We start from the raw sequence: 22939 nt of genomic DNA, 5'->3' as shown, positions 1-22939 counted from the left end.
ATGACGTCTAGTCGTTTAGCCAAGTACGGGTGAACTCATCGGCGGGTAGCGGTCTTCCAAACCAGTAGCCTTGGGCCTGGTTGCACCCCATGTCTGCCAGCAGTGCCGCTTGGGCGGCACTTTCGACGCCTTCGGCAAGGGTTTTCATTTCTAATGTGTTTGCCATGGCGATAATCGTTTGCACAATCGCCCGATCGTGATGGTTATCAAGCATATCGCGCACGAAGGAGATATCGATTTTCAGCGCATCAGCGGCAAAGCGACGCAAATAGGAGAGCGAGGAGTAGCCAGTGCCAAAATCATCAATAAACAGCGCATACCCGGCTTGACGCATGGCCTGGGTAATAATGACCGCTTGGTCCGGGTCGCGCATAAAGTCGCTCTCCGTTAGCTCCAGAGCAATCGCGCTGGGCGAGATATTGGAGGTCAGCGTAGCAATATGCGTGGTGAGCCGGGGGTCAGCAAACTGCTGAGCGGAGATATTAATTGATAAGCGTCCCGGCAGAGGCGTACCCGCCGCCTGCCAAACACTGAGCTGTCGGGCGGCTTCTTCAAGCACCCAGTCGCCTAGCAAGCGGATCATCCCACGCTCTTCGGCCAGAGGAATAAACTCACTGGGGCTGACCCATCCCCACTCCGGGTCGTGCCAGCGGCATAGCGCCTCTGCCCCGGTCAGCGTTTGGGTGTTCAAGTCCACCTGTGGCTGAAAGTAAAGCTGCAAGCGGCGCTCTAAAATCGCTGAATGTAGCCGCTCAGTCATCCATTGGCGGCGCTCTAGCGTATGGCGCATGGTTTGCGTATAGGGAGAGATATTAGATTCAAGCTTTTTCGCATGATGAAGCGCAATGCTAGCAGCATTGAACAGCTCACTTGGGCTAGCGACATCGCCCGGATAACGCGCGAACCCGATACTAACATCCAGATTAAATATGCGGTGATCAAGCCTGGTAGGCCGTTTAACCAGCGTACTTAACTGCCTAACCACTTCATCAAGGCTAGCACGCTCAATGCTCGGCAATAGCAATGCAAATTCATCACCCGAGAGGCGCGCGCAGTGCACGTCAGGCAGGCCGAGGTGCTGTAGTCGTCTTGCCACTGTGGCAAGCAACTGGTCGCCCACTTGATGACCATGAAGATCGTTGATCTCTTTAAAACGACGCAGATCCAACAACAGTAACGATAATGGAGAGCGCTGCTGCCCCGATAGCTGACCCATAGTAGACAGCATTTCCATAAACCGTGCGCGGTTGGGTAGCCCAGTCGTGCTATCGGTGTAAGCCAATTGATGTATATGGCGATGATCACGGCGACGCTCTAACTCAGCGGCAGCGCCAGTAGAGAGAATCCGTAATACCGAGGTGGCGAAGGCGTTGGTGTTCAGCGGTGCTTTATAGAACACCATCATCACCCCAATGGCCTCACCTTTAGCATTATCCAGACGTCTACCGATCCATGCCTGGGCGCTGAGCGTCGCTCCCGGCAACGTAAATCGCTGCCCATGATGCACGACGCTCTCCTGCTCTAGCACAACCCCCTCCACCGGGGTGTCACGGAGTAGGAACGTGTAGTTCTTACGTATCTGACCATCCACCACTAGACTAACAGTATGACCTGTAGTGGCAGGCAGCAGGTTGTTAGGGTGAAAGCCATCTCCCTGTAATGGCGGCACCGGCTGATCCAGTAGCGCAATAAAGCCCGCATCGGCCTCCAGCAGCGTTGTTAATGTGGCGATCAGCTGCTGAAAATAGTCATCACCTACCCGAGAGGTGACCGTCGAGGCCACCTGCATCACAGCGCGTTGTACGCGCTGTGACTCCTGCTGGTCAGTCACGTCAGTAATAAAGCCTTCCAGGCAGAGCACCTCCCCTGACTCCTTAAAAACGGCTTGCCCTTGCTCCCACATCCAGCGTTCGCTGCCATCTCGGTGTCGAATCCGATAAATCACACGGTAGGGGCGTCGCTGGCAAATGGCCTCCTGTATGTCCAGAAATATCCGTTCCTGATCATCTTTATGGACTAAGCTGGCAAAGCTGGTCACACGGTTCGCTTCCAGCTCATCAGGCCGGTAGCCAGTAAGCGCCTCGGCCCCTTTGCTGACCAGTTGCATGGTCCAGTCTTGATTATTCAGGCAGCGGTAAGCCATACCTGGCAGGTGATTGAGCAAGGTGTTCAGCCGGCGCTCGCTCTCTTTGGCAGCGGCCTCGCTTTTGCGTAGCGCATTTTCCGCTTGGCGACGCCCTAATTCAGCGCCAGCTTGGGCGGCCGCAATACGCAGAATTTCATTTTCCAATCCATCAAACTGTATTGGCTGATTGTGGAGCACTGCCAGCAGACCAATGGCGGTGCCATCTGGGGCGAATAGCGGCAACCCCATATAGCTATCGGCACCGAGCTGGCTTAGGAGATCGTCTTCTGGAAAGCGGGATTGCACATCGCAGGCGTACAGACAGGGCTCATGGCCCACCACGGTTTCGCAGGGCGTGCCCGCCAGGGGATAGGAGAGATTGGCTTGCAAGCCACCATTTGACCAAACAGCCAAGGTTTCAGCTATATTATCGTGAGTGACCACCGCCACCAGTGCGTGATCCACAGTTAATAGTCGAGCAAGCTGTTCAACCAGCGTAGCAAAGAAGTTGGGATGGCCACTGCGCCCAAAACCTTCCGCTAGCTGACGAAAAATCTCTGCTGCTTCTTTCCTTGTGTGCATCGTCGCACTCGCTTATGTCGTTGTAGAGCAGCTAAGCTTTGCCACTGTTTTAACAAAGCACAGCGACGTTTGCACCATAAACAGCTACCTTACTGATTGACAGTGCTATCCATAGCAATATCGTTAGAATCCACAATATTCCACAATATGCTAGAAGCATCTATTCAGATCAGATGGCACTCACCACCGGCTTCGCTGAACGGCATACAAGGAGATAATATGACGGTTAACACCGCCGCCAGCGAAACGCGTTACACCACTCTCGCTGACCAGCTTCCTAGTTTTATTAGTAGTACATTGCTGCAATGCAAGCGCTTGCCCTCTCTACCAGCGGCAGCCCTGCGAGTGCTGAATGTCGCTCGCACTGCCGACGCTACGTGCAGCGACTATGCCAAAGCGATAGAGCATGACCCTGCCCTCACTGCACGGGTAATGAGCGTGGCCAATAGCGTACATTACCTGCGTACGGCACAGCCCTCGCATACCTGTTTCGATGCCACCCAGCGTTTAGGCTTGGATGTTACTCTCGCCACCGTGTTGAGTTTTTGCCTGTTTGAAGACGACCATGACGCACACAGCCGAGCACGCTTCTGGCAGCGTGCCATCACAGCAGCGGCCGCCGCGAGCTACCTAGCAAAACAGCTCTGCCCTCACCAATCAGGCAGCATTTTTACCACAGCGTTGCTACAAGATATTGGCATCCTGGCACTACAGAAGGCTTATCCCGCCGATGCTGACCTGCTCTATGCCGACGACCGCTCCTCTCATCAGCACATCATACAGGTAGAAAAGCGCTACTTTGGTTGTGACCACACGCTGGTAGGTGCATGGTTAATGGCGAAGTGGGGGGCGCATGACGAATTGATCAATGCGATTTACCACAGTCACGGCAGCCTTGAGACGGACGATATGGCAGCAGTTTGCTTACGTATGTCTGGCCCTATCGCAGATGCGTGGTTATCGGCTAATCCATCGCAAGCGCTAGCAGATGTGTTACGGCAGTGGCGTACTTTACCTACCTTCAATAACTGGGCAGTTGATGGCTTATTAGCTCACTTGCAGCAAACGCTGCCGCCGTTATCAAACGCCTTAGGATTGAGCGCCCCCTGCGGAGTAGATAGTTTGGCACTGCTTCAAAACGCCCAACAGCTGCTTTTTGAACATACTCTGTCACTCAGTGCCCGCTTGGATGCTCAGTACAAGGCGCGGGAAACATTGTTAAACGACTATGCGAAGCTAGAGCAGCGCAGCCGTATCGACCCCCTAACCAAGTTGGCTAACCGTGCTTGGCTTGAAGAGCAGTTGCGGGAGCGCTTCCATCTCTGTCTCACGACGAAGCGCACGATGTCCGTTGTATTTATCGACTTAGACCATTTTAAAGTGCTTAACGACCAATACGGCCATCAGGCGGGTGATCGAGTGCTGACTCATTTTGGCAAAACGCTTACCTCTCTCATTCGCTCAGGCGACGTAGCGGGCCGCTACGGTGGTGAAGAGTTTCTAGTGATTTTGCCAGATGAAGATGCCGACAGCGCTAAATGCTTTGCCGAACGCATCACACGACGCTTACAAGAGCGCCCCATGGCACGCGTCGATCAAAAGCCAGTGTACGTTTCCGTATCGATTGGCGTGGCCTGCCTCAACGATGGTGGGTTTGGTAATGAGCAAGAGCTGATTGACGCCGCCGACCAGAGCATGTACTTCACCAAGCGCTCTGGCCGGGGCGGTGTGTCGGTTTACGGTCATTAACCCTAGCAATCAGCTGGTCATGGCGTAAGGCAGGTAAAGCGCGATGCTGGGGAAGAGATGCATTAGCGCAATCGCCAGCAGCATTAGTAGAAAGAACGGCAGCGTCGCTTTGGTAATGGTCAGAATATCCTTACCGGTTAACCCTTGGATCACAAACAGGTTAAACCCAACCGGCGGCGTGATTTGCGACATCTCCACCACAATCACCAAGTAGATACCGAACCAAATCAGGTCAAAGCCTGCCGCGCTGACCACCGGCATGATAATCGCCGTCACCAGTAGGATGAGCGAAATACCATCCAGAAAGCAGCCCATGATGAGTAGCAGCAACGTGAGCGCAATCAGCAGCATGGTAGGCGATAACCCCATTTCACCAATCGCCTGAGCGAGCTTCATGGGTACCTGGGTAAAGCCCATGGCTGAGGTTAAAAACGACGCCCCGGCAATAATAAAGGCGATCATGCAGGCCGTGCGTACCGCAGCAAACAGCGAATCGGTAAAAATCGCCCGATTAAAGTGGCCGTTGAACCGAGCAATGATCATCGACAGCACCACGCCCACCGCTGCCGCTTCCGTCGGTGAGGCCAGCCCACCGTAAATCGACACGATAATCCCGCCGATTAGCAGCAAAATAGGCACCAACGACCAGGTATTACGCAGCTTTTCGGCAAAGCTCATATCGGATTCGTCAGCACCTGTCAGGCCGTCACGGTTGCCTTTGAGCAGCGCCCAGAGTACCAAATAGGCCATGAACAGCGCCAAGATCATCAAGCCTGGGCCAATGCCCGCCATAAACAGCCGCGAGATGGATTGCTCCGTAACCACTCCGTAGACGATCAGCACAATCGAGGGTGGAATCAACAGCCCCAGCGTAGACGCACTGGCCAAAGTGCCAATGGCCATATTGCTGTCGTAGCCCCGGCGCTCCAGTTCCGGCAGGGTCATTTTGCCCACCGTGGCACAGGTAGCCGCCGACGAGCCACACACCGCCGCGAACATGCCACTGCCAATGATATTGGTATGCAGCAAGCGGCCCGGCAGACGGTTCAACCAGGGCGAAAGTCCACGGAACATATTGTCCGCCAGCCCCGAGCGAAACAGAATCTCGCCCATCCAGATAAACATCGGCAGCGCGGTTAAATCCCAGCCGTAGCTTGCGCCCCAAAAATCGGAGGCCAGAATCGGGCCAGGGTCAAAAGGGCTGAAAAATTGCAGCGCAATCCACGCTGTGCCTATCAAGGCAAAGGCAATCCACACCCCGCTGCCCAGCAGCAGCACCAGGGTAAAAATAGTCGCTAAACTTAGTAGTAGCACGAGGGTATCTCCCGAGTAGCCGCTTAATGCGCTTCGTTATCGTCGATGGAAGTGGCTTCGCGGAAGCTTGACGGGTCGCGTATGGCAATGCGCCCGGCCATCCACAGCGCTTCTAACAGCGCCAGGGCCAGCAGCCCTACCCCAACGGCCAGCACCACCTGGGGGATCCACAGGGGAATCGACAAAAAGCCCGACGAAACATCGTTGTACTCTAGGCTTTCCCTCGCCAAACCAATCAGGCCGTAGGCCAGTAGTACGCTGATAACCAGCGCAATAATCAGCCCAAACACCTCAAACCACACGCGCACCGCAGAAGGCAGGCGTGAAATCAGTAAGGTCACGCGGATATGGGCATGATGAACAAAGGTGTAGGCCAACCCAAGAAAGGTGGCGCCTACCAATAAATAGGAGGCCATTTCCGAGACGCCGGTAATGCTGACACCGAGCCGCTCCTGGCCGACCAATACCAATAGCGCATCCACTAAACGGAAAGTGACCTGAAGCGCGATCAGCGCACAAATCGCCACCATGCACGCTGCTGCGCCCCAGGCACCGAGGCGGTAGAGTTTGTCGAATTTAAACGTCATGTTCGCAGTCTCACAGAGCGCGTGGAGAAAGGGGCAGCACACAGGCTGCCCCCGAGGATTAACACAGCACCGGAAGGTTAGTTGCTACGCTGGGCACGATACGTTTCCAGCGCTTGCTTGGCTTCGTCATCCGCACGGGACTGCCAATCGGCAAATAGCTCATCACCTGCGGCTTGCAGCGCGGCGGCAACGTCAGCATTAGGCTCGGACACGCTGATGCCGTTCTCTTTCAGAGCTGCCAGGCTTTCATCGTTGTTGTCACGGCTCATCTGCCAGCCACGCTCTTCGGCACGCGCCGCTGCTTCCATCAGCGCTTCTTGAGTGGCTTCATCTAAGCGGTCAAAGCTGCGCTGGCTGATAAACACGATATTCTTCGGCAGCCACAGGTTGGCGTCGGTGTAGTCGGTGACGTAGTCCCACGCGGCCATGGAGTTACCGGTGGAGCTTGAAGTAATCATGGCATCTACTCGGCCAGTGCTGAAGGCAGTGGGGATATCCGACTCTTCGGTTTCGGTCGGGCTGCCGCCCAGGTTATCAACGAAGCGCTGGGTATTGATGTTTGGTGCGCGTACGCGCAGCCCATCAAACTGGGCTGGGTCAGTCAGCGGCTCGGCGGTATAAATGCCCTGAGCAGGCCATGCGACGGCGTAGAGCGGAATCAGCCCCTCATAGGCGAATAGCTCAGTAATCATCGGCTTAGTGGCTTCCCACAGCGCATAGGCATCATCGTAGCTACCGGCCACACCGGGCAGCGTATCGACTTCAAAAATCGGGTCGTCGTTGGAGAGAATCGACAGGAACACCTCACCGGCATCGATCGTTCCGCGACGCACAGAGGGTTTGATCTCGCCGTGAGAGACCAGCGCCCCACCGCTGTGTACGGTAATGGTGAGTTCGCCGTCAGTGGCTTCTGCCACATCTTCAGCAAATTGCTTGGTGTTTTGGGTGTGGAAGCTGGCGTCCCCATAAGGGGTGGCCATGGTCCACTCTGCGGCATGGGCCGTGGATGCCGCCGCAAGGCTGCATGCAGTGGCAAGAAGCAGTGGGGTCGCAATGCGAGTACGCATAGAAAAAATCCTCTTATTCATATTGATGGAGGTGTTGCCTTAGGGGTGGAGGAAGGGACGCTAGGTGTTACCCAGCATCCGGTAAAACACGTGTTAGTAATCTCGGTATGCTTTTCAGCGGCATACTCTAGCGCGCACTCCTGCGCCAAGCGGCCAACGCCACGGCAGAAACGAGGATGATTTGCGCTGCGCCAAATAACATCATAGTGCATGGCTGGTAGTGGCGCGGGAAGCGCCAAACGGAACAGCTCGCCCCGCCGCCACTCATCCAGCACAGTGGCTACTGGTAGCGCGCCGATACCCAGCCCTTCCGTGGTTAAACGCACAATCGTCATCAGCGTGCTCACACTATGAATACGCGGCTGTTGAACACCTTGGTCGGCTAAATAACTTACTAACTCTTCATACGGACGCGCCAGCTTGCCAAAGGAGATAAATGGCAGCGTTGAATGCCAAGCATCGGGGCGTTTGCTTAACATCTGGGCGTGTCGAGGTGAAACAAACATCCCCATTTCATAGGGGCTGAGCGTCTCATGGTCAATTTGCTCTGAAGGCAGGTAGCCGTTCATGGCCAGCAGAATATCCAGCTCATTGCTGTTCAGCCGCTCGTTCAGCGCCGGGGAGTAATCCACGGTGAGCTCAATAATCAACCGCGGGTAGCGCTCGGTGAGCCGCTGCATAAACGTGGGGAACCAACTGTGGGCAATGGTTTCAATCGTTCCCAGGCGCAGCGGGGCGGAAAAGTCTTCTTCACTATCGAAAAGTTTGAGGGCTTCATCGCGCTGGGCCAGCATACGTTCGGCATGCAGGAAGAATTCCCTACCACGCATAGTAGGCTGAATAGGCCGCGCCGAGCGCTCAAGCAGTAGCTCGCCCACCGTGCTCTCTAAACGCGAGATACGCTCAGATATCGACGGTTGCGTAATGTGTAAACGCACCGCCGCTTTACGAAAAGAGCCAAGTTTCACCGCCCAAACAAAGGCGTCGAGTTCCTTAAAATCCAGCATCGTGCTTAACCAGCCTGTAATGAAGCATTCACGGGAAGCACAGCGTCAAGCGCCTCCACCACGCCACACACCATGGTCTCCCATCGTGAGGCGTTGATATGCAAATGTAAGTGCAACATGCCGTGTTGGGCACGGACATGCTGTCGCGGGGCTGGCAACCGCATGTGGTACTCCTCGAGATCACCCTTTCATTGCCATTTTTATTGGTGGCGCAACGGCGCTACATCAGGCGGATAAGGGCGTCTCTTTTGTAATCTTTTTTGAGTCGCTTTCTTTAGTTGATAATCGTATAGCGCCCTAGCGTCAACTATTTTTCCACTAAATAACAGCATGATAGGAAGCACCGATACTTAATATCGCTAAAAACGATTGGCACTTGTGACGCAGGCTCCATATATTATTTTTGCGATAGCACAAACATAAACACGCTTATTATGTAATAAACATGATTAGCCAATATTTGTACTTATTTGACTAATCAATCGCGATATCAATCACTAACAACACGCAACCCTGCAGGAGACGTTATGGCGATTCCGCTGCTTAACTGCGATATGGGCGAAAGTTTCGGCAACTGGTCGATTGGTTTAGACGCTGATGTTATGCCCTACGTTGACTGTGCCAACATTGCCTGCGGCTACCACGCCTCAGACCCCCATGTGATGCGTAAAACGGTGGCGCTTGCCGTCCAGCACGGCGTGAAGATCGGCGCGCATCCCGGCTACCCGGATTTAATGGGCTTTGGCCGCCGCTCCATGGCCTGCTCTCCTGCCGAAGTGGAAGACATGATGCTCTACCAAATTGGCGCGCTGGCAGGCATTTGCCAAGCGGAAGGCACCGCGCTGAGCTACGTCAAACCCCACGGGGCGATGTACAACGACATGGCTGCCAATCTGGAATTGCTGGAAGGTGCCATGCGGGCCGTGAAGGCATTCGATGCCCGCCTGCCGCTCATGGTGATGGCCACCGCCAACCCAGAGCCGCATCGTCAATTAGCGGAAAAAATGGGCGTGACGCTGTGGTTTGAAACCTTCGCTGACCGCGCTTATGAGGCCACTGGGCATCTCGCCTCTCGCCGCCTGCCGGGGGCTGTGCATCACGACCAAGCCACCATCGTCGCCCAAGCCGTTGCCCTGGCCAAAGGCGAAGCGCTGACCGCCCGGGATGGCAGCGCCTTGCAGTTGCCCTGCGACACGCTCTGCGTGCATGGCGATAACCCCGAATCCGTGGCCGCCGTGCGTGCCATTCGTGAGGCCTTTACGGCGCTGGAGTCCGCGTGAAACTGCGCTTAGAAACGGCGGCGATGGACGCCCTGACGGTGCGCCTGTTCGACGCCATTGATGAAACTAATATGGCGTGGATCATGGCCGCTGACGAGGCGCTGCGGCGCGCCTTTGATCACGCGCTGATTGATCTTATCCCGTCGTACACCACCCTGCTGGTGCACTACGACTGCCAGAAGCTCACTTTTGCTCAAGCCTCAACGCTCGCGCGCAGCGCGCTGCGCAATTTAACGCCCGCCGATGCCCAACAGGGCCAGCTCCACGAAATCCCCGTATGGTACGACGAGCGCGTTGGCCCGGAACTGCCCACCGTTGCCCAGCGCGCCGGGCTCAGCGTCGAGGCGCTGATCGAGCGCCACTGCAGTCACGATTACTGCGTGTTTGCACTGGGCTTTGCCCCTGGCTACGGCTTTATGGGCCTGGTTGATGAGGCCATTGCCACGCCGCGTTTAAAAACGCCCCGCCGCCGCGTGGCGGCAGGAAGCGTCGGCATTGCCGACCGGCAAACCGCCATTTACCCCCTGCTTTCGCCGGGCGGCTGGAACATTCTTGGCAGAACAGCCGTGCCGCTTTTCGAGCACGCCAAACGTGGCGAGCCGCTGCTGCGCCCGGGCGATAAAGTGCGCTTTAAGGCGATATCCCAATCAGAATTTGAAGCGGCCGGGGGAGATACGACCCCGCTGGAGGAGCGGTCATGAGCCAACCCATGTTGACCGTTAAGCAAGCCGGACCGCTGGCGCTGATTCAAGATGCGGGCCGCTTCGGCGTCGGCCACTTAGGCGTGACTCAGGGCGGTGCCGCCGACTGGATCGCCTTCCGCTGGGCCAACTGGCTGCTGGGCAACCCGCTGGAGAGCGCCGCGCTGGAAATCGTGATGGGCGGCAACCTGACGCTGGTGGCCAATAGCGACGTGCGCCTTGCCCTCACAGGAGCCGACCTTGCCGCCACGCTGGATGGCCAGCCGCTGACGCCCAACGACAGCTTTATGATGCAAGCGGGCCAAACGCTGGTCTTTCGTCAGCCGCGAAAAGGCCTGCGCGCGTACCTTGCCTTTCCTGGCGGGCTTGATGCGCCAACAGTGCTGGGCAGCCAAGCCTGCACGGCAAGAGAGCAAATCGGCGGCCTGCACGAAGATGGCAAACCGCTTAAAACCGGCGACCAACTCACCTGGAAAGGCAGCAGCGCCACGTCGCGACAGTTGCCTCAAGGCACCCAGCTTCCTCTGCCTGATGCAGAAGACACCGTGCTGGACATGGTGTTAGGCTCCCAGGCCGCGCACTTTGCCGGGCGCAGCCTGTTCGATGCCTTCAACCAGCCCTGGACCGTGGACCAACGCGCTGACCGCATGGGCATTCGACTGACCGGCAAAGCGCTGAACAGCCGCCTGGGCGGCATCGTCTCTGAAGGCATTCCGTTAGGAGCCGTGCAGATTCCTCCCGATGGCCAGCCGATCATTCTGATGAACGATCGCCAAACCATCGGTGGCTACCCGCGCCTGGGTGCTTTAACACCCATGGCCTGCGCCCGCCTCGCTCAGTGTTTACCGGGCACCAAGGTGCGCTTGCAGCCCATCAGTGCGACGCAGGCGCAGGCGGCCTACAGAGCGCAGTTATTGCAGTGGCAGTAAGCTGACAAGCCCCTCATCAGGGGCTTTTATCGATAGGGTGCCTAATGAGCCGCTTGCTTGGTCGTTGGGTCACTGGCGGGGCGGCGCTGTTTACCCAACTCTTCCGCGATGGCGGCAAAGAAAGCATCGGTAGAGTCTTGATGAGGCTTGGTCACAAGACTAACGCCAACAAACAGCACACTCGCGACCACAATGCCCCATACACCGGCAGGCAGGCCCAGCAACGAGTTACCGGTGGCATACATCAGCAGCACAAAGGCGCTGGTACCCACCACGCTGGTCAGTGCACCGGCAGCCGTGCCGCGCTTCCAATAGAAAGCACCGATCAGCGCAGGCACCATAGCCACCAAGCCCGACGAGGCGGCCACCGACAGCACCGCAATCAGGTCAAGCTGCAGCTCTGCGAAGGCCAGCGCCATCAGTGCAATCACCGGCACCACACACTTACCCACCAGCAGTTGTCGCTTTTCACTGACGTTCGGCTTGAGGTTGGAATAGACGTCGCGGGAGACCATGGACGCCAGAGTCAGCATGATTGAATCGATCGTGGAAACAGCGGCGGCCATAATACCGATCATCACAATCACGCCTAATACGGGCGGCACAAACTCTGAGGCCAGTAGCGTGGGCGTGGCTAAATCGGCGCGCTCTAGGCTAGGGAAAGCAGCCAAAGCCGAGAACCCCCAAAGCACCGAAACGAGGGTGTAAATAAAACCGAACACCAAAAAGCCAATCAGCATGTGGCGCATCGAGCGCAGCGACGAGGGCATGAAAAGACGCTGGCTGACCTGCGGATTAGAAAGGCTAAAGAAGAACCAGGGAATGGTGAGCCCCAAGAAGGTGACAAAGCTGAATAGTCCTGGGCCAGGTACCGTCAGGGACTGCGGGTGCTCCGTTGCCAGCGTATCGAAGAGCGCACCAAAACCGCCCAGACTTTGAATCACCAGAAAGGCTACCAGGGTAGAGGCCACAATCATCATGATGGCCTGGAGCGAGTCGGTCCACATGACCGAACGAATCCCCGCGATATAGGAGAAGAAAATGGCGATCACCGTGGCTAGCACGACCCCGGTGGTAAAGGTAATGGCGCCATCAGTAATACCCTGCAACAGGTAGCCGACACCAGCGAGCTGAACGGCGGAATAAGGGATCAGGAAGATACAGCTGGCAATCGACACGGCCATGGCCACCTGCTTGCTATGGTAGCGGTGGCCCAACATCTCGCTGGGCGTCACGTAGCCGAACTTCTTGCCGACCGCCCAGAACTTAGGGCCGAAAACCGCCACCAGTGAGACACCGGCAAAGTAGATGATTTCAAAACCGAGCGCGCCCACGCCGCCCGCATAGGTCAGGCCAGCCAGGCCCACCATCATAAAGGCGCTATACGTCGTGGCACTGTAGCTCAGCGCCGAGACAAACCCGTTCATTTGGCGGTTACCCAAAAAGTAGCCGGACATGCTTTCTGAACCGCCTTTCGCCGGGCGTTGGCGCGACAGAATAGCAATGCCTATGGCCACTAATAAGTAGATAGCAATGGACCACCAAATGAGCGACTCAGTCATCGCTATGCTCCTTAAAATCTGTCGTAATAAACACGTTCAGAGCAATGATGGCCACCCCGGCCACGGCCCAAAACAAAAAGCTGCCGTACCATCGCGACACGTCGCTTAACAGCGTGTAAGGCACTAAATAACTTAACAAGACAACGGCCCATACTAGCCATATCCATTTACTGCGTTTCATCGTCGATCTCGTGTTGTTATATCAAAGGGAAAGCATGCGCTACTGTAGCAAAGCTGACGAACCAGCGATGCCCAGGCACGCATACAAAAAAAGGCACCCGCTAGGGGTGCCTTAGATAGTACGACGAACCGTTGCTGACTTACGACGCGACGTCGAAACGGTCGGCGTTCATCACTTTGGTCCAGGCGGCGACGAAGTCTTTGACGAACTTCTCGCCGTTATCGTCCTGGGCGTACACTTCTGCGTAAGAGCGCAGCAGCGAGTTGGAACCAAATACCAGATCCACCCGCGAGGCGGTCCACTTCACGGCACCGGTCTTACGGTCGCGGATTTCGTAGGCGTTGCTACCTACCGGCTTCCAGCTGTTCCCCATATCGGTCAGGTTCACAAAGAAGTCGTTGGTCAACTGGCCTTCACGATCGGTGAATACACCATGCTTGGTGCCAGCGTAGTTGGTGCCCAGTACGCGCATACCGCCCAGCAGCACGGTCATTTCCGGGCCGGTTAAGCCCATCAGCTGCGCACGATCCAGCAGCATCTCTTCCGGCTTCACCACGTACTCTTTCTTCTGCCAGTTGCGGAAGCCATCGGCCAGCGGCTCCAGCGGTGCGAAGGAGTCTGCGTCGGTCATCTCGGCGGTCGCATCGCCACGGCCTTTCAGGAAGGGAACGCGTACATCGTAACCTGCTGCTTTCGCGGCTTTCTCGATGCCTACGCTACCGGCCAGAACGATCACGTCCGCGACGCTAGCGCCGGTGTCAGCAGAGATCTGCTCGTAGACGCTCAGCACTTTCGCCAGGCGCTCAGGCTCGTTGCCCTGCCACTCGTTCTGTGGGGCCAAGCGAATGCGGGCACCGTTAGCACCGCCGCGCATGTCAGAGCCGCGATAAGTACGGGCGCTATCCCAAGCGGTGGAGACCATCTCACTAATGCTCAGGCCACTTTGCGCAATTTTCTGTTTGACCACTTCTTCGCAGTAGTCGGTGTTGCCTGCCGGGATCGGATCTTGCCAAATCAGGTCTTCCGCCGGTACTTCCGGGCCGATGTAGCGTGCTTTCGGACCCAGGTCACGGTGCGTCAGCTTGAACCACGCCTTCGCGAAAGTTTTCTTGAAGTACTCCGGATCCGCGATGAATTTTTCGCAGATAGCGCGATAGGTCGGATCCATCTTCATCGCCATATCCGCATCAGTCATGATCGGGTTGTGGCGAATAGAGGGGTCGCTGGCGTCGACCGGCTTGTCTTCCTCTTTGATGTCAATCGGCTCCCACTGATGGGCACCGGCAGGGCTCTTTCTCAGCTCCCACTCGTAGCCAAACAGCAGGTCGAAGTAGCCCATATCGAATTTCGTGGGGTTAGTGGTCCACGCACCTTCAATGCCCGAGGTCACGGCGTTGCTCGCCTTGCCCTGCATGTTGGGGTTGCCCCAGCCAAAGCCCTGGTTTTCAACGTCAGACGCTTCAGGCTCAGCGGCCAGCGCAGAGGCATCACCGTTACCATGGCATTTACCTACGGTGTGGCCGCCAGCAGTGAGGGCTGCGGTCTCTTCGTCGTTCATCGCCATACGTGCGAAGGTTTCACGTACCTGCTGCGCGGTTCTCAGCGGATCAGGCTGGCCGTTAACACCTTCCGGGTTCACATAGATAAGCCCCATCTGGACAGCCGCCAGCGGGTTTTCCATAGTCTCTGGCTTGTTCACGTCGCCGTAGCGTTCGTCAGAAGGTGCCAGCCACTCTTTTTCGTCACCCCAGTAGATATCTTTTTCGGGTTCCCAAATATCGACGCGGCCGAAAGAGAAGCCGTAAGCAGGTAAGCCCATGGACTCATAAGCCACGGTGCCAGCCAGAATCATCAGGTCTGCCCAGCTGATTTTGTTGCCGTACTTCTTCTTGATCGGCCACAGCAGACGGCGCGCTTTATCCAGGCTGACGTTGTCCGGCCAGGAGTTGAGCGGTGCAAAGCGCTGGCTTCCGGTACCACCGCCCCCACGGCCATCAGCAATACGGTAGGTGCCTGCGGAGTGCCAAGCCATGCGGATCATCAAACCGCCGTAGTGCCCCCAGTCAGCGGGCCACCACTCTTGGCTATCGGTCATCAGCGCGTGAACGTCTTTTTTCAGCGCGTCGAAATCGAGCTTGCGTACTTCTTCACGGTAGTTGAAATCCGGATCCATCGGGTCTGATTTGCGATCTTGCTGATGCAAAATATCCAGATTCAACCCTTCCGGCCACCAATCTTTGTTAGAAGTACCGGTCGAGGTGTTACCACCGTGCATGACAGGACATTTACCGCTCATAGCTCTCTCCCTTATTGCTCTATGCCTTGGCGATACCAAGGGAACAAATGCTCTGCATCTTTGCTGCAAGCTACTGTGTAGATCGTCAGCGGATGCGTTATTCATGTTTTACAGTTTTAAAGCACCTACTCAATAGTCACAATTTGCATTTAACCAACAAGCTGATAGCTATTAACAATCAAACGTGAAACGGGGCGCTGAGCGCCCCGTTCCTTGTCAGTCTACTGCTTTACTTGATTACTCCACCAGCGGTAGCAGGGCGTTTAAGCTATCGCGAGCATCGCCGTAGAACATTCGCGTGTTCTCCTTGAAGAATAGCGGGTTCTCAATACCCGAGTAGCCAGTGCCCTGGCCACGCTTGCTGACGAACACCTGCTTCGCTTCCCATACTTTGAGAACCGGCATCCCCGCAATAGGGCTGTTGGGGTCCTCTTCGGCCGCAGGGTTCACGATGTCGTTGGAGCCGATGACGATGACCACGTCGGTACTGGCAAAGTCGTCGTTGATCTCATCCATCTCCAACACGATATCGTAGGGCACCTTGGCTTCCGCCAGCAGTACGTTCATATGCCCTGGCAAGCGCCCAGCCACGGGGTGAATCCCGAAGCGGACGGTTTTGCCAGCGGCGCGCAGCTTGCGGACTAAATCGCTCACCACCGTTTGCGCTTGGGCCACCGCCATACCGTAACCCGGCACGATAATGATGCTATCGGCATCGTTAAGCGCCGTGGCAACGCCATTGGCATCAATCGACACCTGCTCGCCTTCAATCTCGGCAGCAGGCCCTTTCGTGCCCCCAAAGCCGCCTAGAATCACGCTGACAAAGTTACGGTTCATCGCCTTACACATAATGTAAGAGAGAATCGCACCGGAAGAGCCCACCAGCGCACCGGTCACAATAAGCAGGTCGTTGGAGAGCGTGAAACCAATTGCCGCCGCCGCCCAGCCGGAGTAGCTATTCAGCATAGAGACCACCACTGGCATATCCGCCCCGCCGATGCCCATGATCAGGTGGTAGCCGATAAAGAACGCCAGCGCCGCAATCACTAGCAGCGTCCAGAAGCCTGCGCCGTTGAGGTACATAATCGCCAACAGCAGCGACAGCGCCGCCGCACCGGCATTCAACATATGGCCGCCGGGCAATTGCTTTGGCTTGCCATCCACTTTGCCAGCGAGCTTGCCGAAGGCAATCACCGAACCGGTGAATGTTACCGCGCCGATAAAGATGCCCAGCACCACCTCAACTTGCAGAAACATCAGCTCATCGGGGGCTTTGGTCGCCACCAGTGCCGCAAAGGCGGAGAACTGGTCCAGCGATGCTTCAGCGGCACGTGCTGCCATCACCCGGCGACGCTCCAGGTCTGCGCTCCAGGCAACGAAGACCGCTGCCAAGCCCACAAAGCTGTGCAGCGCAGCCACGAGCTGAGGCATTTCGGTCATTTCGACCTTACCCGCCACGTAGGCCCCAATGCCCGCGCCAATCAGCATCATCGGGATGAGCCACCAATAGCCGCCAATGCCCGGGCCAAACGCAGTGAAAAACACCGCTAGCGCCATCCCGACAATGCCGTACCACACGGCCCGTTTGGCTTTTTCCTGGTTACTCAAGCCGCCCAGCGACAGAATAAACAGCACGCTTGCCGCAATCGCTGCGGCAGATACGAATCCTTGCTCTAACATATCGTCTCTCCGCCGCTTAGGATTTTTGGAACATGGCCAGCATCCGGCGTGTTACCAGGAAGCCACCCACGATATTGATTGATGCGATTAACACCGAAATAGCCGCCAGCACGCTAACCACCGCGCTGCCCGAGCCAATCTGCAGGATCGCTCCCAAAATAATGATACCGGAAATGGCGTTAGTGACCGCCATGAGCGGTGTATGCAGCGAGTGGCTCACTTTCCAAATCACCTGGAAGCCGATAAAGCAGGCCAGCACGAAGACAATAAAGTGCTGCATAAACGAGGCAGGAGCGACTAACCCCAGTAGCAGCATCAGCGCGCCGCCCACTGCCAACATGGTCACTTGGCTCTTCGTTTGCGCTTTGAAGGTGGCAAGCTCAGCGGCTTTCTTCTCTTCTGGAGTCGGCGCTTTCTCTTTTTTCTTCGGCTTGGCCGCGCCAATGGCTTTGACCTTGGGCGGCGGCGGTGGGAAGGTGATCTCCCCTTGGTGAGTCACCGTGGCCCCACGAATCACGTCGTCTTCCATATTGTGGTGGATAACGCCGTCTTTCTCCGGGGTGAGATCGGTGAGCATATGGCGAATATTAGTGGCGTAGAGCAGAGAGGCCTGTGTCGCCATGCGCGAGGGGAAATCGGTATAGCCGATCACCACCACGCCGTTATCGCTCACCACGCGCTCGTCGGGCTTGGTCAAGTCGCAGTTGCCGCCCTTCTCGGCGGCTAAGTCTACAATCACCGAGCCGGGCTTCATGGCAGCAACCATATCTTCCAGCCACAGCTTAGGCGCAGGCTTGCCGGGAATCAGCGCAGTCGTGATGACGATATCCACTTCCGGCGCCTGTTCGCGGAAGCACGCCAGCTGCTTTTCGCGGAACTCAGGGCTTGAGGGGGCCGCGTAGCCACCGCTCTCGGAGCCGTCCTGGCTATCCTCAAAATCGAGAAACAGGAACTCAGCGCCCATGGATTCGATCTGCTCAGAAACTTCAGGGCGCACGTCAAAGGCGCGCACTACCGCCCCTAAGCTGGTCGCGGTGCCTATCGCCGCTAAACCTGCCACCCCAGCCCCGATGACCAATACCTTGGCAGGCGGTACTTTGCCTGCGGCGGTCACCTGGCCGGTAAAGAAACGGCCGAAGTTATTGCCCGCTTCAATGACTGCGCGGTAGCCCGCAATGTTCGCCATGGAGGAGAGCGCATCCATCTTCTGCGCTCTGGAAATACGCGGCACCATGTCCATCGCGATCACGGTAGCGCCTTGAGCTTTGCACTTCTCCAGTAACGCTTCGTTTTGCGCGGGCCAGAAGAAGGCAATCAGCGTTTGACCTTCACGCAGCCGCTCGGCCTCTTCATCAGAGGGCTCGCGGACTTTAATGACCACCTCAGCGTCGCGCCAAAGCGCGTCGGCACTCTCCGCCACCGTCACGCCAGCGTCGCGATAAGTGTCGTCATTAAAACCCGCAGCCAGGCCGGCACCTGTTTCGATGAGGCATTCATGGCCAAGCTTCTGAAGTTGCTTTGCGCTCTCGGGGGTCAACGCGACTCGCGCTTCTCCCCGAGCAATCTCTTTCGGTGCGCCTATTTTCACACGCTTTCTCCCTTGGTTTGTCCGCGTTCAGCGCCCAATCCCTTGCAGCTGGGTGGTTGCCCTAGCGTCTTTGGGCGCTGTCTACTCACTATTGCCTATTCACTATTGCGCGAAAAAATGCGCCAGATAGCAGTTTAGGATCTAATGCCGAGCCCGCCAGTGACCATTCAACCTTTGATTCAACTATGTTGTTTATCTACAACACAACTACATACACGTCATTTTTCTACCGGCTAGCACTCTGTGCAAACGCGGTCAGCTCGTCATAGAGCCACACGTTTTCAGGGGCATTGGCGTAGAGACTATGCTGGATCAGTGTCATGGTTAAGGCGGGTAGTTCTTCAGGTGGGGCAACCATGCGAACGGGCAGCATCGCGACAAAGCGCTCGGCCATTTGCCGGGGTAAGGTAATAATGGCATCGGTGAGCGCCACCACCCGCGCGGCGGCGATGTAGTTGAGGTTTTTCGAGATCACCCGGCGGCTCAGCCCATGCTGGGCTAGGCAGCTCTCAATGCGGCTGGGCAGCAGGCCGCTGATATCGGCAAGCTCCACATGGGGCTGGCGGGCAAACTCCTCTAGCGCCAAGGCATCGCCTACGTGAGGGTTCTGCTGGGCGGCTAGGCACACCAGCTCTTCATGCATCCAGGGCGTTTGCAACACGCCACTGGGTAGCGATGATTGGCTATCCAGCCCCACCACCATATCTACTTGGCGCTGCTCTAATGCCTCACTAAGCACTTCCGGGGTAATCAACTCAATGGAGAAACTAATGCCCGGCGCATAGCCCAGCAGTTGGCTAAGAAACGCTGGGTACATGACTTCTTCAAAGTAGTCGGTAGTCGCCAGGGTAAAGCGCCGGGTGCTGGTCGCTGGGGCAAAGATGGCAGGCGGCGCGAGGCCTTCCTGAAGCGCGGCTAAGGCTTGCTGCACCACTGGCAGCAGTGTGAGCGCTCTGGGCGTTGGCTGCAGGCCCTGCTCGGTGCGTACCAATAGCGGGTCACCCAACGCTTCACGCAGGCGCTTGAGGGCATGGCTTAGCGCTGGCTGGCTTAAATGGAGCTTCTCAGCGGCGCGGGTCACATGGCGCTCGCGCATCAGCGTCTCAAACACCAGCAGAAGATTTAGATCAAAGTGGCGAAGCGAACGCATAGCACCTCACTATTCATAGTGTGAATGATTTCATTCTAAACATTCATTTCATTCATCGCGAAAAATTCCTTATCGTCGCGCTTCCTTGAGCATCCCCGCTCGCGCTTGCCACCCTTTTCTTACTGTTGCACACCATAGGAGTACACGTTAGATGACCCCATCTCAGATCATGCCCAGCCTGTTTGGTGACGTTATCTCCACGTTTATGGGCGTGCCCAAAGCTACCGATCCCAACGCCACCGATGCTGAAGTCGTGGTTAGCGGCGTACCGTTTGACCTAGCGTGCTCTGGCCGTTCTGGCACGCGGATGGGGCCGAACGCCATTCGCCAAAGCACCGCCAACTTGATTTGGGAAGGCAAGCGCTGGCCGTGGGATTTTGCTCTGGAAGAGCGCCTGCGGGTGTGCGATGCCGGCAACCTGGATTACGCCTACGGCGAGCCGGAAAGCCTGGTAGACAACCTAGAAACCCACGCCATGCGCTGGTTGAAAGCGGGCAAGAAAATGCTGACGCTGGGCGGCGACCACTACATCAGCCTGCCGCTGCTGCGCGCTCATGCCCGCGAGCATGGCCCGCTGGCACTGATTCATTTCGATGCCCACACCGATACCTATGAGCAAGGCACGCGCTTTGACCACGGCACCATTTTCCACCATGCCTTACAAGAAGGCTTGGTCGTACCGGAGCATTCGCTGCAAATCGGTATTCGTACCAGCTATGACCGCAACAACCACCCTTACGAAGTGCTCGATGCTGATTGGGTGAACGACCATGGCCCTGCGGCGGTACTGGAGCGGATTCGTGCTCGGGTAGGCCATCACCCAGCCTATGTGACGCTGGATATCGACGGCCTGGACCCCGCCTTTGCGCCGGGCACCGGCACGCCAGTATGCGGCGGTATGTCCACCGATCTGATGCTGAAAGTAATGCGCGGCATGGTGGGTATGGAGCTGGTGGGTATGGACTTAGTGGAAGTGAACCCCGCCTACGACCACGGCGACATTACATCACTTGCTGCAGCTACGCTGGGGCTGGAGTTTTTGTATGTGCTGGCGGCGTCTAAGCGCATTGTATAAATAACGCAGACATAGCCAAGCTCGATATGAAGGCTTCACTAGTCAATCCATACCACATAAGACGGCTATGGAAGCCCTCAAGACATAATAATGTAGGGGCTGCTAAGGCTCTTCGTGGCCCTGGGGAGAAGCCAGCAGCCCTAGCCGGATGGCTTCGTGCACTAAGCCAGCGGTGTGCCTGACCCCTAACCGACGCATGATGTCAGCTCGATGAGTTTCGATGGTTTTGATGCTAACGTTCAGCTGATCCGCAATCGCCTTACTACGGTACCCTTTGGCAACTAACTGCAACACCTCGCTTTGGCGTGTTGTCAGCGGACTTCTATGGGCGGAGGCCACTCCCACCATAGAGGTTGCATTGAGGAACCGTTCCGGCCCCATCGCAGTGAATATAAAACGCTCCCCATCAGCCGCTTTTCGAATGGCGGTCTCCAGCGCACTGACATCTGCGTTCTTATGCAGAAAGCCGTAGGCGCCCACTTCTAGCAGGCGGCGGATAAAATTATCGCTAGAATATGTGGAAAGCACGATTATCCGGATACCTGGGCAAAGATCTGTGAGGTATGTCAATGATTCCAAACCACTTAAAGCGACTACCGCTGAATCAATGAGAGCAACATCTACTCGATAATGGGCAGCCTCTCTCATGAGTTGTTGCTCAGAGCTTACCTCGGCGACTACCGTCATATTGTCGAAGGTTTCGATAAGGGAACTGACCGCAGAGCATACTAAGCGATGTTCATCGGCTAGTAATATCCGGATGGTATTTTCTGAACGTTTCATGGAAATATGCCACAGACCTTAATAAGGTGAAAACCTGCAGTAGAACCCCCTCACTCGCACGGGTTCATCGTTATCATTTTATCGGTCTAGGGAATGCCCACCTCCTAATCCTAATACGGTAGTTAGGAAGATCTAGTCCCGCAGTACCGGCTGAGCTAATTTGTGCCGCAAGGTAACTCAGTGATTAGAAAGTCAGTATAAGCAAAAACCCTGGTTATTATTTCTGTTGCAAAATACCTAATTTAAGTGCTTTGCTTAGGATATCTTCTATTGAGTAGCGTGCTTGAGCAGCCCCGGCTGGCAAGCTGTCACCACGAGCCATAGCGTCAATTGTCAGGCCTTCAGGCAACCGCTGGAGAATCGTCGGGCATAGAAATTTTTCGCCTCTCACTGCGGCATGAAGCGCAGTTTCCAGCTCACAGACGCCAGCTTCTCGTAAAAGGAAGCCATGCGCGCCAGATTGCAATACTCGCTCTACTTCGGCAAGGCTAGGATTCACTGAGAGAATGACCACTCGCGTTTTAGCGCCACTCTCGCCCAGCCGACGAGCAGCCTCAAACCCGGCTTGACTAGGAAATTGCGCATCAATTAACGCCACATCGGCACGCAACTGTTGTGCTACATCGCCTAAATCTTGAGGGCGTTGTAGGCTTGCCACCGCATCAATACCTTTAAAGCGCTCAATGACTCGCGAGAGCCCTTCACAAATAAAGCCGCTCTCATTGACCACCACCACCCTGATAGATGACTCAGAATTGTCGTGCGGCCTCATTCACGCACCTCCATCAATGCTTCTTTATGCCGTGGTGCGTCCTAGCCATTAAGACGCTTCGTGTGACTGACGAATAAATACACACCTCCCATATTGCAAAGCTAGAAGTCACGCTGCCACCGTAGCATTGGCGCTTAAAAAACCTCTATGAATCAAAAAATCCTACACAAAACCCCCTATCCACACTAAAAAATACCAGCACACCTTGATCAAACAAATGTTAATTTTTATTAAAAAATTAGTATAGATGTTACCAAATCAGCATACAGCGTGTTGATCCTATTATCATAGATTATTTTTAACGAAATGCTCCGTATTCGGGGTGTATGAGTTCATCTCAACAAGCCGTTTGTTTAAAACCTTTTCAGCGCATTTTGTTGTGTCATTATTGGCGACTCAGTTAAGAACAGGTTTAGGGAGGCTCTGAAAAAGTCTCTGCCTTCAGCGATAATACGAACATCGTCAACTGCATAGGGTTCAGTGCTGCCATGGATCAGATCACCTTCTCCGA

General features: G+C 55.9%; 19 protein-coding genes. 5 read left to right on the top strand and 14 right to left on the bottom strand.

All coding sequences use genetic code 11. The features are described from left to right. Window positions 1–7: 7 nt before the first annotated feature. The gene (locus ACIGG6_RS14545) at window positions 8–2707 is read right to left on the bottom strand and encodes a bifunctional diguanylate cyclase/phosphodiesterase (protein ID WP_399845325.1); all 2700 of its coding nucleotides are present in this window, start codon (window positions 2705–2707) and stop codon (window positions 8–10) included. A gap of 219 nt (window positions 2708–2926) precedes the next feature. On the opposite strand from ACIGG6_RS14545, the gene ACIGG6_RS14540 reads away from it, so the two are divergent. Beyond that, complete coding sequence (locus tag ACIGG6_RS14540) at window positions 2927–4456, top strand: sensor domain-containing diguanylate cyclase (RefSeq protein ID WP_399845322.1); 1530 nt, start codon at window positions 2927–2929, stop codon at window positions 4454–4456. Between the two features lie 9 nt (window positions 4457–4465). Here ACIGG6_RS14540 and ACIGG6_RS14535 read toward each other — a convergent pair whose 3' ends face one another. The 5 genes from ACIGG6_RS14535 to ACIGG6_RS14515 form a co-directional block, all read right to left on the bottom strand. Continuing rightward, window positions 4466–5770 (bottom strand): TRAP transporter large permease, encoded by a 1305-nt coding sequence (locus ACIGG6_RS14535; protein ID WP_253504864.1) that lies wholly within the window; start codon window positions 5768–5770, stop codon window positions 4466–4468. A gap of 23 nt (window positions 5771–5793) precedes the next feature. Next, window positions 5794–6357 (bottom strand): TRAP transporter small permease, encoded by a 564-nt coding sequence (locus ACIGG6_RS14530; protein ID WP_044629684.1) that lies wholly within the window; start codon window positions 6355–6357, stop codon window positions 5794–5796. A 77-nt stretch (window positions 6358–6434) separates the two neighbouring features. Beyond that, on the bottom strand, window positions 6435–7424 hold the full coding sequence (locus ACIGG6_RS14525) for a TRAP transporter substrate-binding protein (RefSeq protein WP_089675852.1): 990 nt from the start codon (window positions 7422–7424) through the stop codon (window positions 6435–6437). A 17-nt stretch (window positions 7425–7441) separates the two neighbouring features. Further along, a complete protein-coding gene (locus ACIGG6_RS14520; protein WP_089675853.1) occupies window positions 7442–8431 on the bottom strand; it encodes a LysR family transcriptional regulator in 990 nt (329 codons plus the stop codon). Between the two features lie 5 nt (window positions 8432–8436). Next, window positions 8437–8595 carry a hypothetical protein gene (locus ACIGG6_RS14515; protein WP_253504867.1) on the bottom strand — a complete coding sequence of 53 codons (159 nt, stop codon included), beginning with the start codon at window positions 8593–8595 and terminating at the stop codon, window positions 8437–8439. Between the two features lie 363 nt (window positions 8596–8958). Here ACIGG6_RS14515 and ACIGG6_RS14510 point away from each other — a divergent pair, with 363 nt between their 5' ends. Genes ACIGG6_RS14510 through ACIGG6_RS14500 form a run of 3 tightly spaced genes read left to right on the top strand, consistent with a single transcriptional unit; the run spans window position 8959 to window position 11341 of the window. Continuing rightward, complete coding sequence (locus ACIGG6_RS14510; protein ID WP_289125416.1) at window positions 8959–9711, top strand: 5-oxoprolinase subunit PxpA; 753 nt, start codon at window positions 8959–8961, stop codon at window positions 9709–9711. Further along, on the top strand, window positions 9708–10412 hold the full coding sequence (pxpB, locus tag ACIGG6_RS14505) for a 5-oxoprolinase subunit PxpB (RefSeq protein ID WP_253504872.1): 705 nt from the start codon (window positions 9708–9710) through the stop codon (window positions 10410–10412). The genes ACIGG6_RS14510 and pxpB overlap by 4 nt, the downstream gene beginning before the upstream one ends. Then, a complete protein-coding gene (locus tag ACIGG6_RS14500; protein WP_399845320.1) occupies window positions 10409–11341 on the top strand; it encodes a biotin-dependent carboxyltransferase family protein in 933 nt (310 codons plus the stop codon). Before pxpB ends, ACIGG6_RS14500 begins: the two co-directional genes overlap by 4 nt. Before the next feature lie 41 nt (window positions 11342–11382). On the opposite strand, the gene ACIGG6_RS14495 is transcribed toward ACIGG6_RS14500, so the two are convergent. The 6 genes from ACIGG6_RS14495 to ACIGG6_RS14470 all read right to left on the bottom strand — a co-directional run bounded on the left by ACIGG6_RS14495 (window position 11383) and on the right by ACIGG6_RS14470 (window position 19798). Beyond that, window positions 11383–12903, bottom strand: a complete 1521-nt coding sequence (locus tag ACIGG6_RS14495) for a sodium:solute symporter family protein (RefSeq protein ID WP_399845318.1) — start codon at window positions 12901–12903, stop codon at window positions 11383–11385. Continuing rightward, window positions 12896–13084, bottom strand: a complete 189-nt coding sequence (locus ACIGG6_RS14490) for a hypothetical protein (RefSeq protein WP_054641039.1) — start codon at window positions 13082–13084, stop codon at window positions 12896–12898. The genes ACIGG6_RS14495 and ACIGG6_RS14490 overlap by 8 nt, the downstream gene beginning before the upstream one ends. 139 nt (window positions 13085–13223) lie before the next feature. After that, window positions 13224–15380, bottom strand: coding sequence for a catalase/peroxidase HPI (katG, locus tag ACIGG6_RS14485; RefSeq protein WP_399845316.1), 2157 nt, complete (start codon window positions 15378–15380; stop codon window positions 13224–13226). A 237-nt stretch (window positions 15381–15617) separates the two neighbouring features. Then, window positions 15618–17060 (bottom strand): NAD(P)(+) transhydrogenase (Re/Si-specific) subunit beta, encoded by a 1443-nt coding sequence (locus ACIGG6_RS14480; RefSeq protein WP_399845315.1) that lies wholly within the window; start codon window positions 17058–17060, stop codon window positions 15618–15620. Window positions 17061–17076: 16 nt separating this feature from the next. Further along, complete coding sequence (locus ACIGG6_RS14475; RefSeq protein WP_399845313.1) at window positions 17077–18648, bottom strand: Re/Si-specific NAD(P)(+) transhydrogenase subunit alpha; 1572 nt, start codon at window positions 18646–18648, stop codon at window positions 17077–17079. Window positions 18649–18874: 226 nt separating this feature from the next. After that, a complete protein-coding gene (locus tag ACIGG6_RS14470) occupies window positions 18875–19798 on the bottom strand; it encodes a LysR family transcriptional regulator (RefSeq protein WP_399845310.1) in 924 nt (307 codons plus the stop codon). Window positions 19799–19949: 151 nt separating this feature from the next. On the opposite strand from ACIGG6_RS14470, the gene speB reads away from it, so the two are divergent. Further along, complete coding sequence (gene speB, locus ACIGG6_RS14465; protein WP_399845308.1) at window positions 19950–20873, top strand: agmatinase; 924 nt, start codon at window positions 19950–19952, stop codon at window positions 20871–20873. Between the two features lie 102 nt (window positions 20874–20975). On the opposite strand, the gene ACIGG6_RS14460 is transcribed toward speB, so the two are convergent. Further along, window positions 20976–21656, bottom strand: coding sequence for a response regulator (locus tag ACIGG6_RS14460; protein ID WP_399845306.1), 681 nt, complete (start codon window positions 21654–21656; stop codon window positions 20976–20978). A 217-nt stretch (window positions 21657–21873) separates the two neighbouring features. Beyond that, complete coding sequence (locus ACIGG6_RS14455) at window positions 21874–22428, bottom strand: response regulator transcription factor (protein WP_399845305.1); 555 nt, start codon at window positions 22426–22428, stop codon at window positions 21874–21876. Window positions 22429–22939 lie beyond the last annotated feature (511 nt).

The organism is Vreelandella lionensis, from assembly GCF_044543515.1.
In the GTDB taxonomy this organism is placed as follows: Bacteria; Pseudomonadota; Gammaproteobacteria; order Pseudomonadales; family Halomonadaceae; genus Vreelandella; species Vreelandella lionensis.
The sequence above is the reverse complement of the archived record's forward strand: the minus strand, read 5'-3'. Positions and strand labels throughout refer to the sequence as shown.

Excerpts from the sequence above, each read along its gene's own strand:
- ACIGG6_RS14545 (WP_399845325.1), bottom strand. The coding sequence starts at position 2,707 with ATGCACACAAGGAAAGAAGCAGCAGAGATTTTTCGTCAGCTAGCGGAA.
- ACIGG6_RS14540 (WP_399845322.1), top strand. The coding sequence starts at position 2,927 with ATGACGGTTAACACCGCCGCCAGCGAAACGCGTTACACCACTCTCGCT.
- ACIGG6_RS14530 (WP_044629684.1), bottom strand. The coding sequence starts at position 6,357 with ATGACGTTTAAATTCGACAAACTCTACCGCCTCGGTGCCTGGGGCGCA.
- ACIGG6_RS14525 (WP_089675852.1), bottom strand. The coding sequence starts at position 7,424 with ATGCGTACTCGCATTGCGACCCCACTGCTTCTTGCCACTGCATGCAGC.
- ACIGG6_RS14520 (WP_089675853.1), bottom strand. The coding sequence starts at position 8,431 with ATGCTGGATTTTAAGGAACTCGACGCCTTTGTTTGGGCGGTGAAACTT.
- ACIGG6_RS14515 (WP_253504867.1), bottom strand. The coding sequence starts at position 8,595 with ATGCGGTTGCCAGCCCCGCGACAGCATGTCCGTGCCCAACACGGCATG.
- ACIGG6_RS14510 (WP_289125416.1), top strand. The coding sequence starts at position 8,959 with ATGGCGATTCCGCTGCTTAACTGCGATATGGGCGAAAGTTTCGGCAAC.
- ACIGG6_RS14500 (WP_399845320.1), top strand. The coding sequence starts at position 10,409 with ATGAGCCAACCCATGTTGACCGTTAAGCAAGCCGGACCGCTGGCGCTG.
- ACIGG6_RS14495 (WP_399845318.1), bottom strand. The coding sequence starts at position 12,903 with ATGACTGAGTCGCTCATTTGGTGGTCCATTGCTATCTACTTATTAGTG.
- ACIGG6_RS14490 (WP_054641039.1), bottom strand. The coding sequence starts at position 13,084 with ATGAAACGCAGTAAATGGATATGGCTAGTATGGGCCGTTGTCTTGTTA.
- katG (WP_399845316.1), bottom strand. The coding sequence starts at position 15,380 with ATGAGCGGTAAATGTCCTGTCATGCACGGTGGTAACACCTCGACCGGT.
- ACIGG6_RS14480 (WP_399845315.1), bottom strand. The coding sequence starts at position 17,060 with ATGTTAGAGCAAGGATTCGTATCTGCCGCAGCGATTGCGGCAAGCGTG.
- ACIGG6_RS14470 (WP_399845310.1), bottom strand. The coding sequence starts at position 19,798 with ATGCGTTCGCTTCGCCACTTTGATCTAAATCTTCTGCTGGTGTTTGAG.
- speB (WP_399845308.1), top strand. The coding sequence starts at position 19,950 with ATGACCCCATCTCAGATCATGCCCAGCCTGTTTGGTGACGTTATCTCC.
- ACIGG6_RS14460 (WP_399845306.1), bottom strand. The coding sequence starts at position 21,656 with ATGAAACGTTCAGAAAATACCATCCGGATATTACTAGCCGATGAACAT.
- ACIGG6_RS14455 (WP_399845305.1), bottom strand. The coding sequence starts at position 22,428 with ATGAGGCCGCACGACAATTCTGAGTCATCTATCAGGGTGGTGGTGGTC.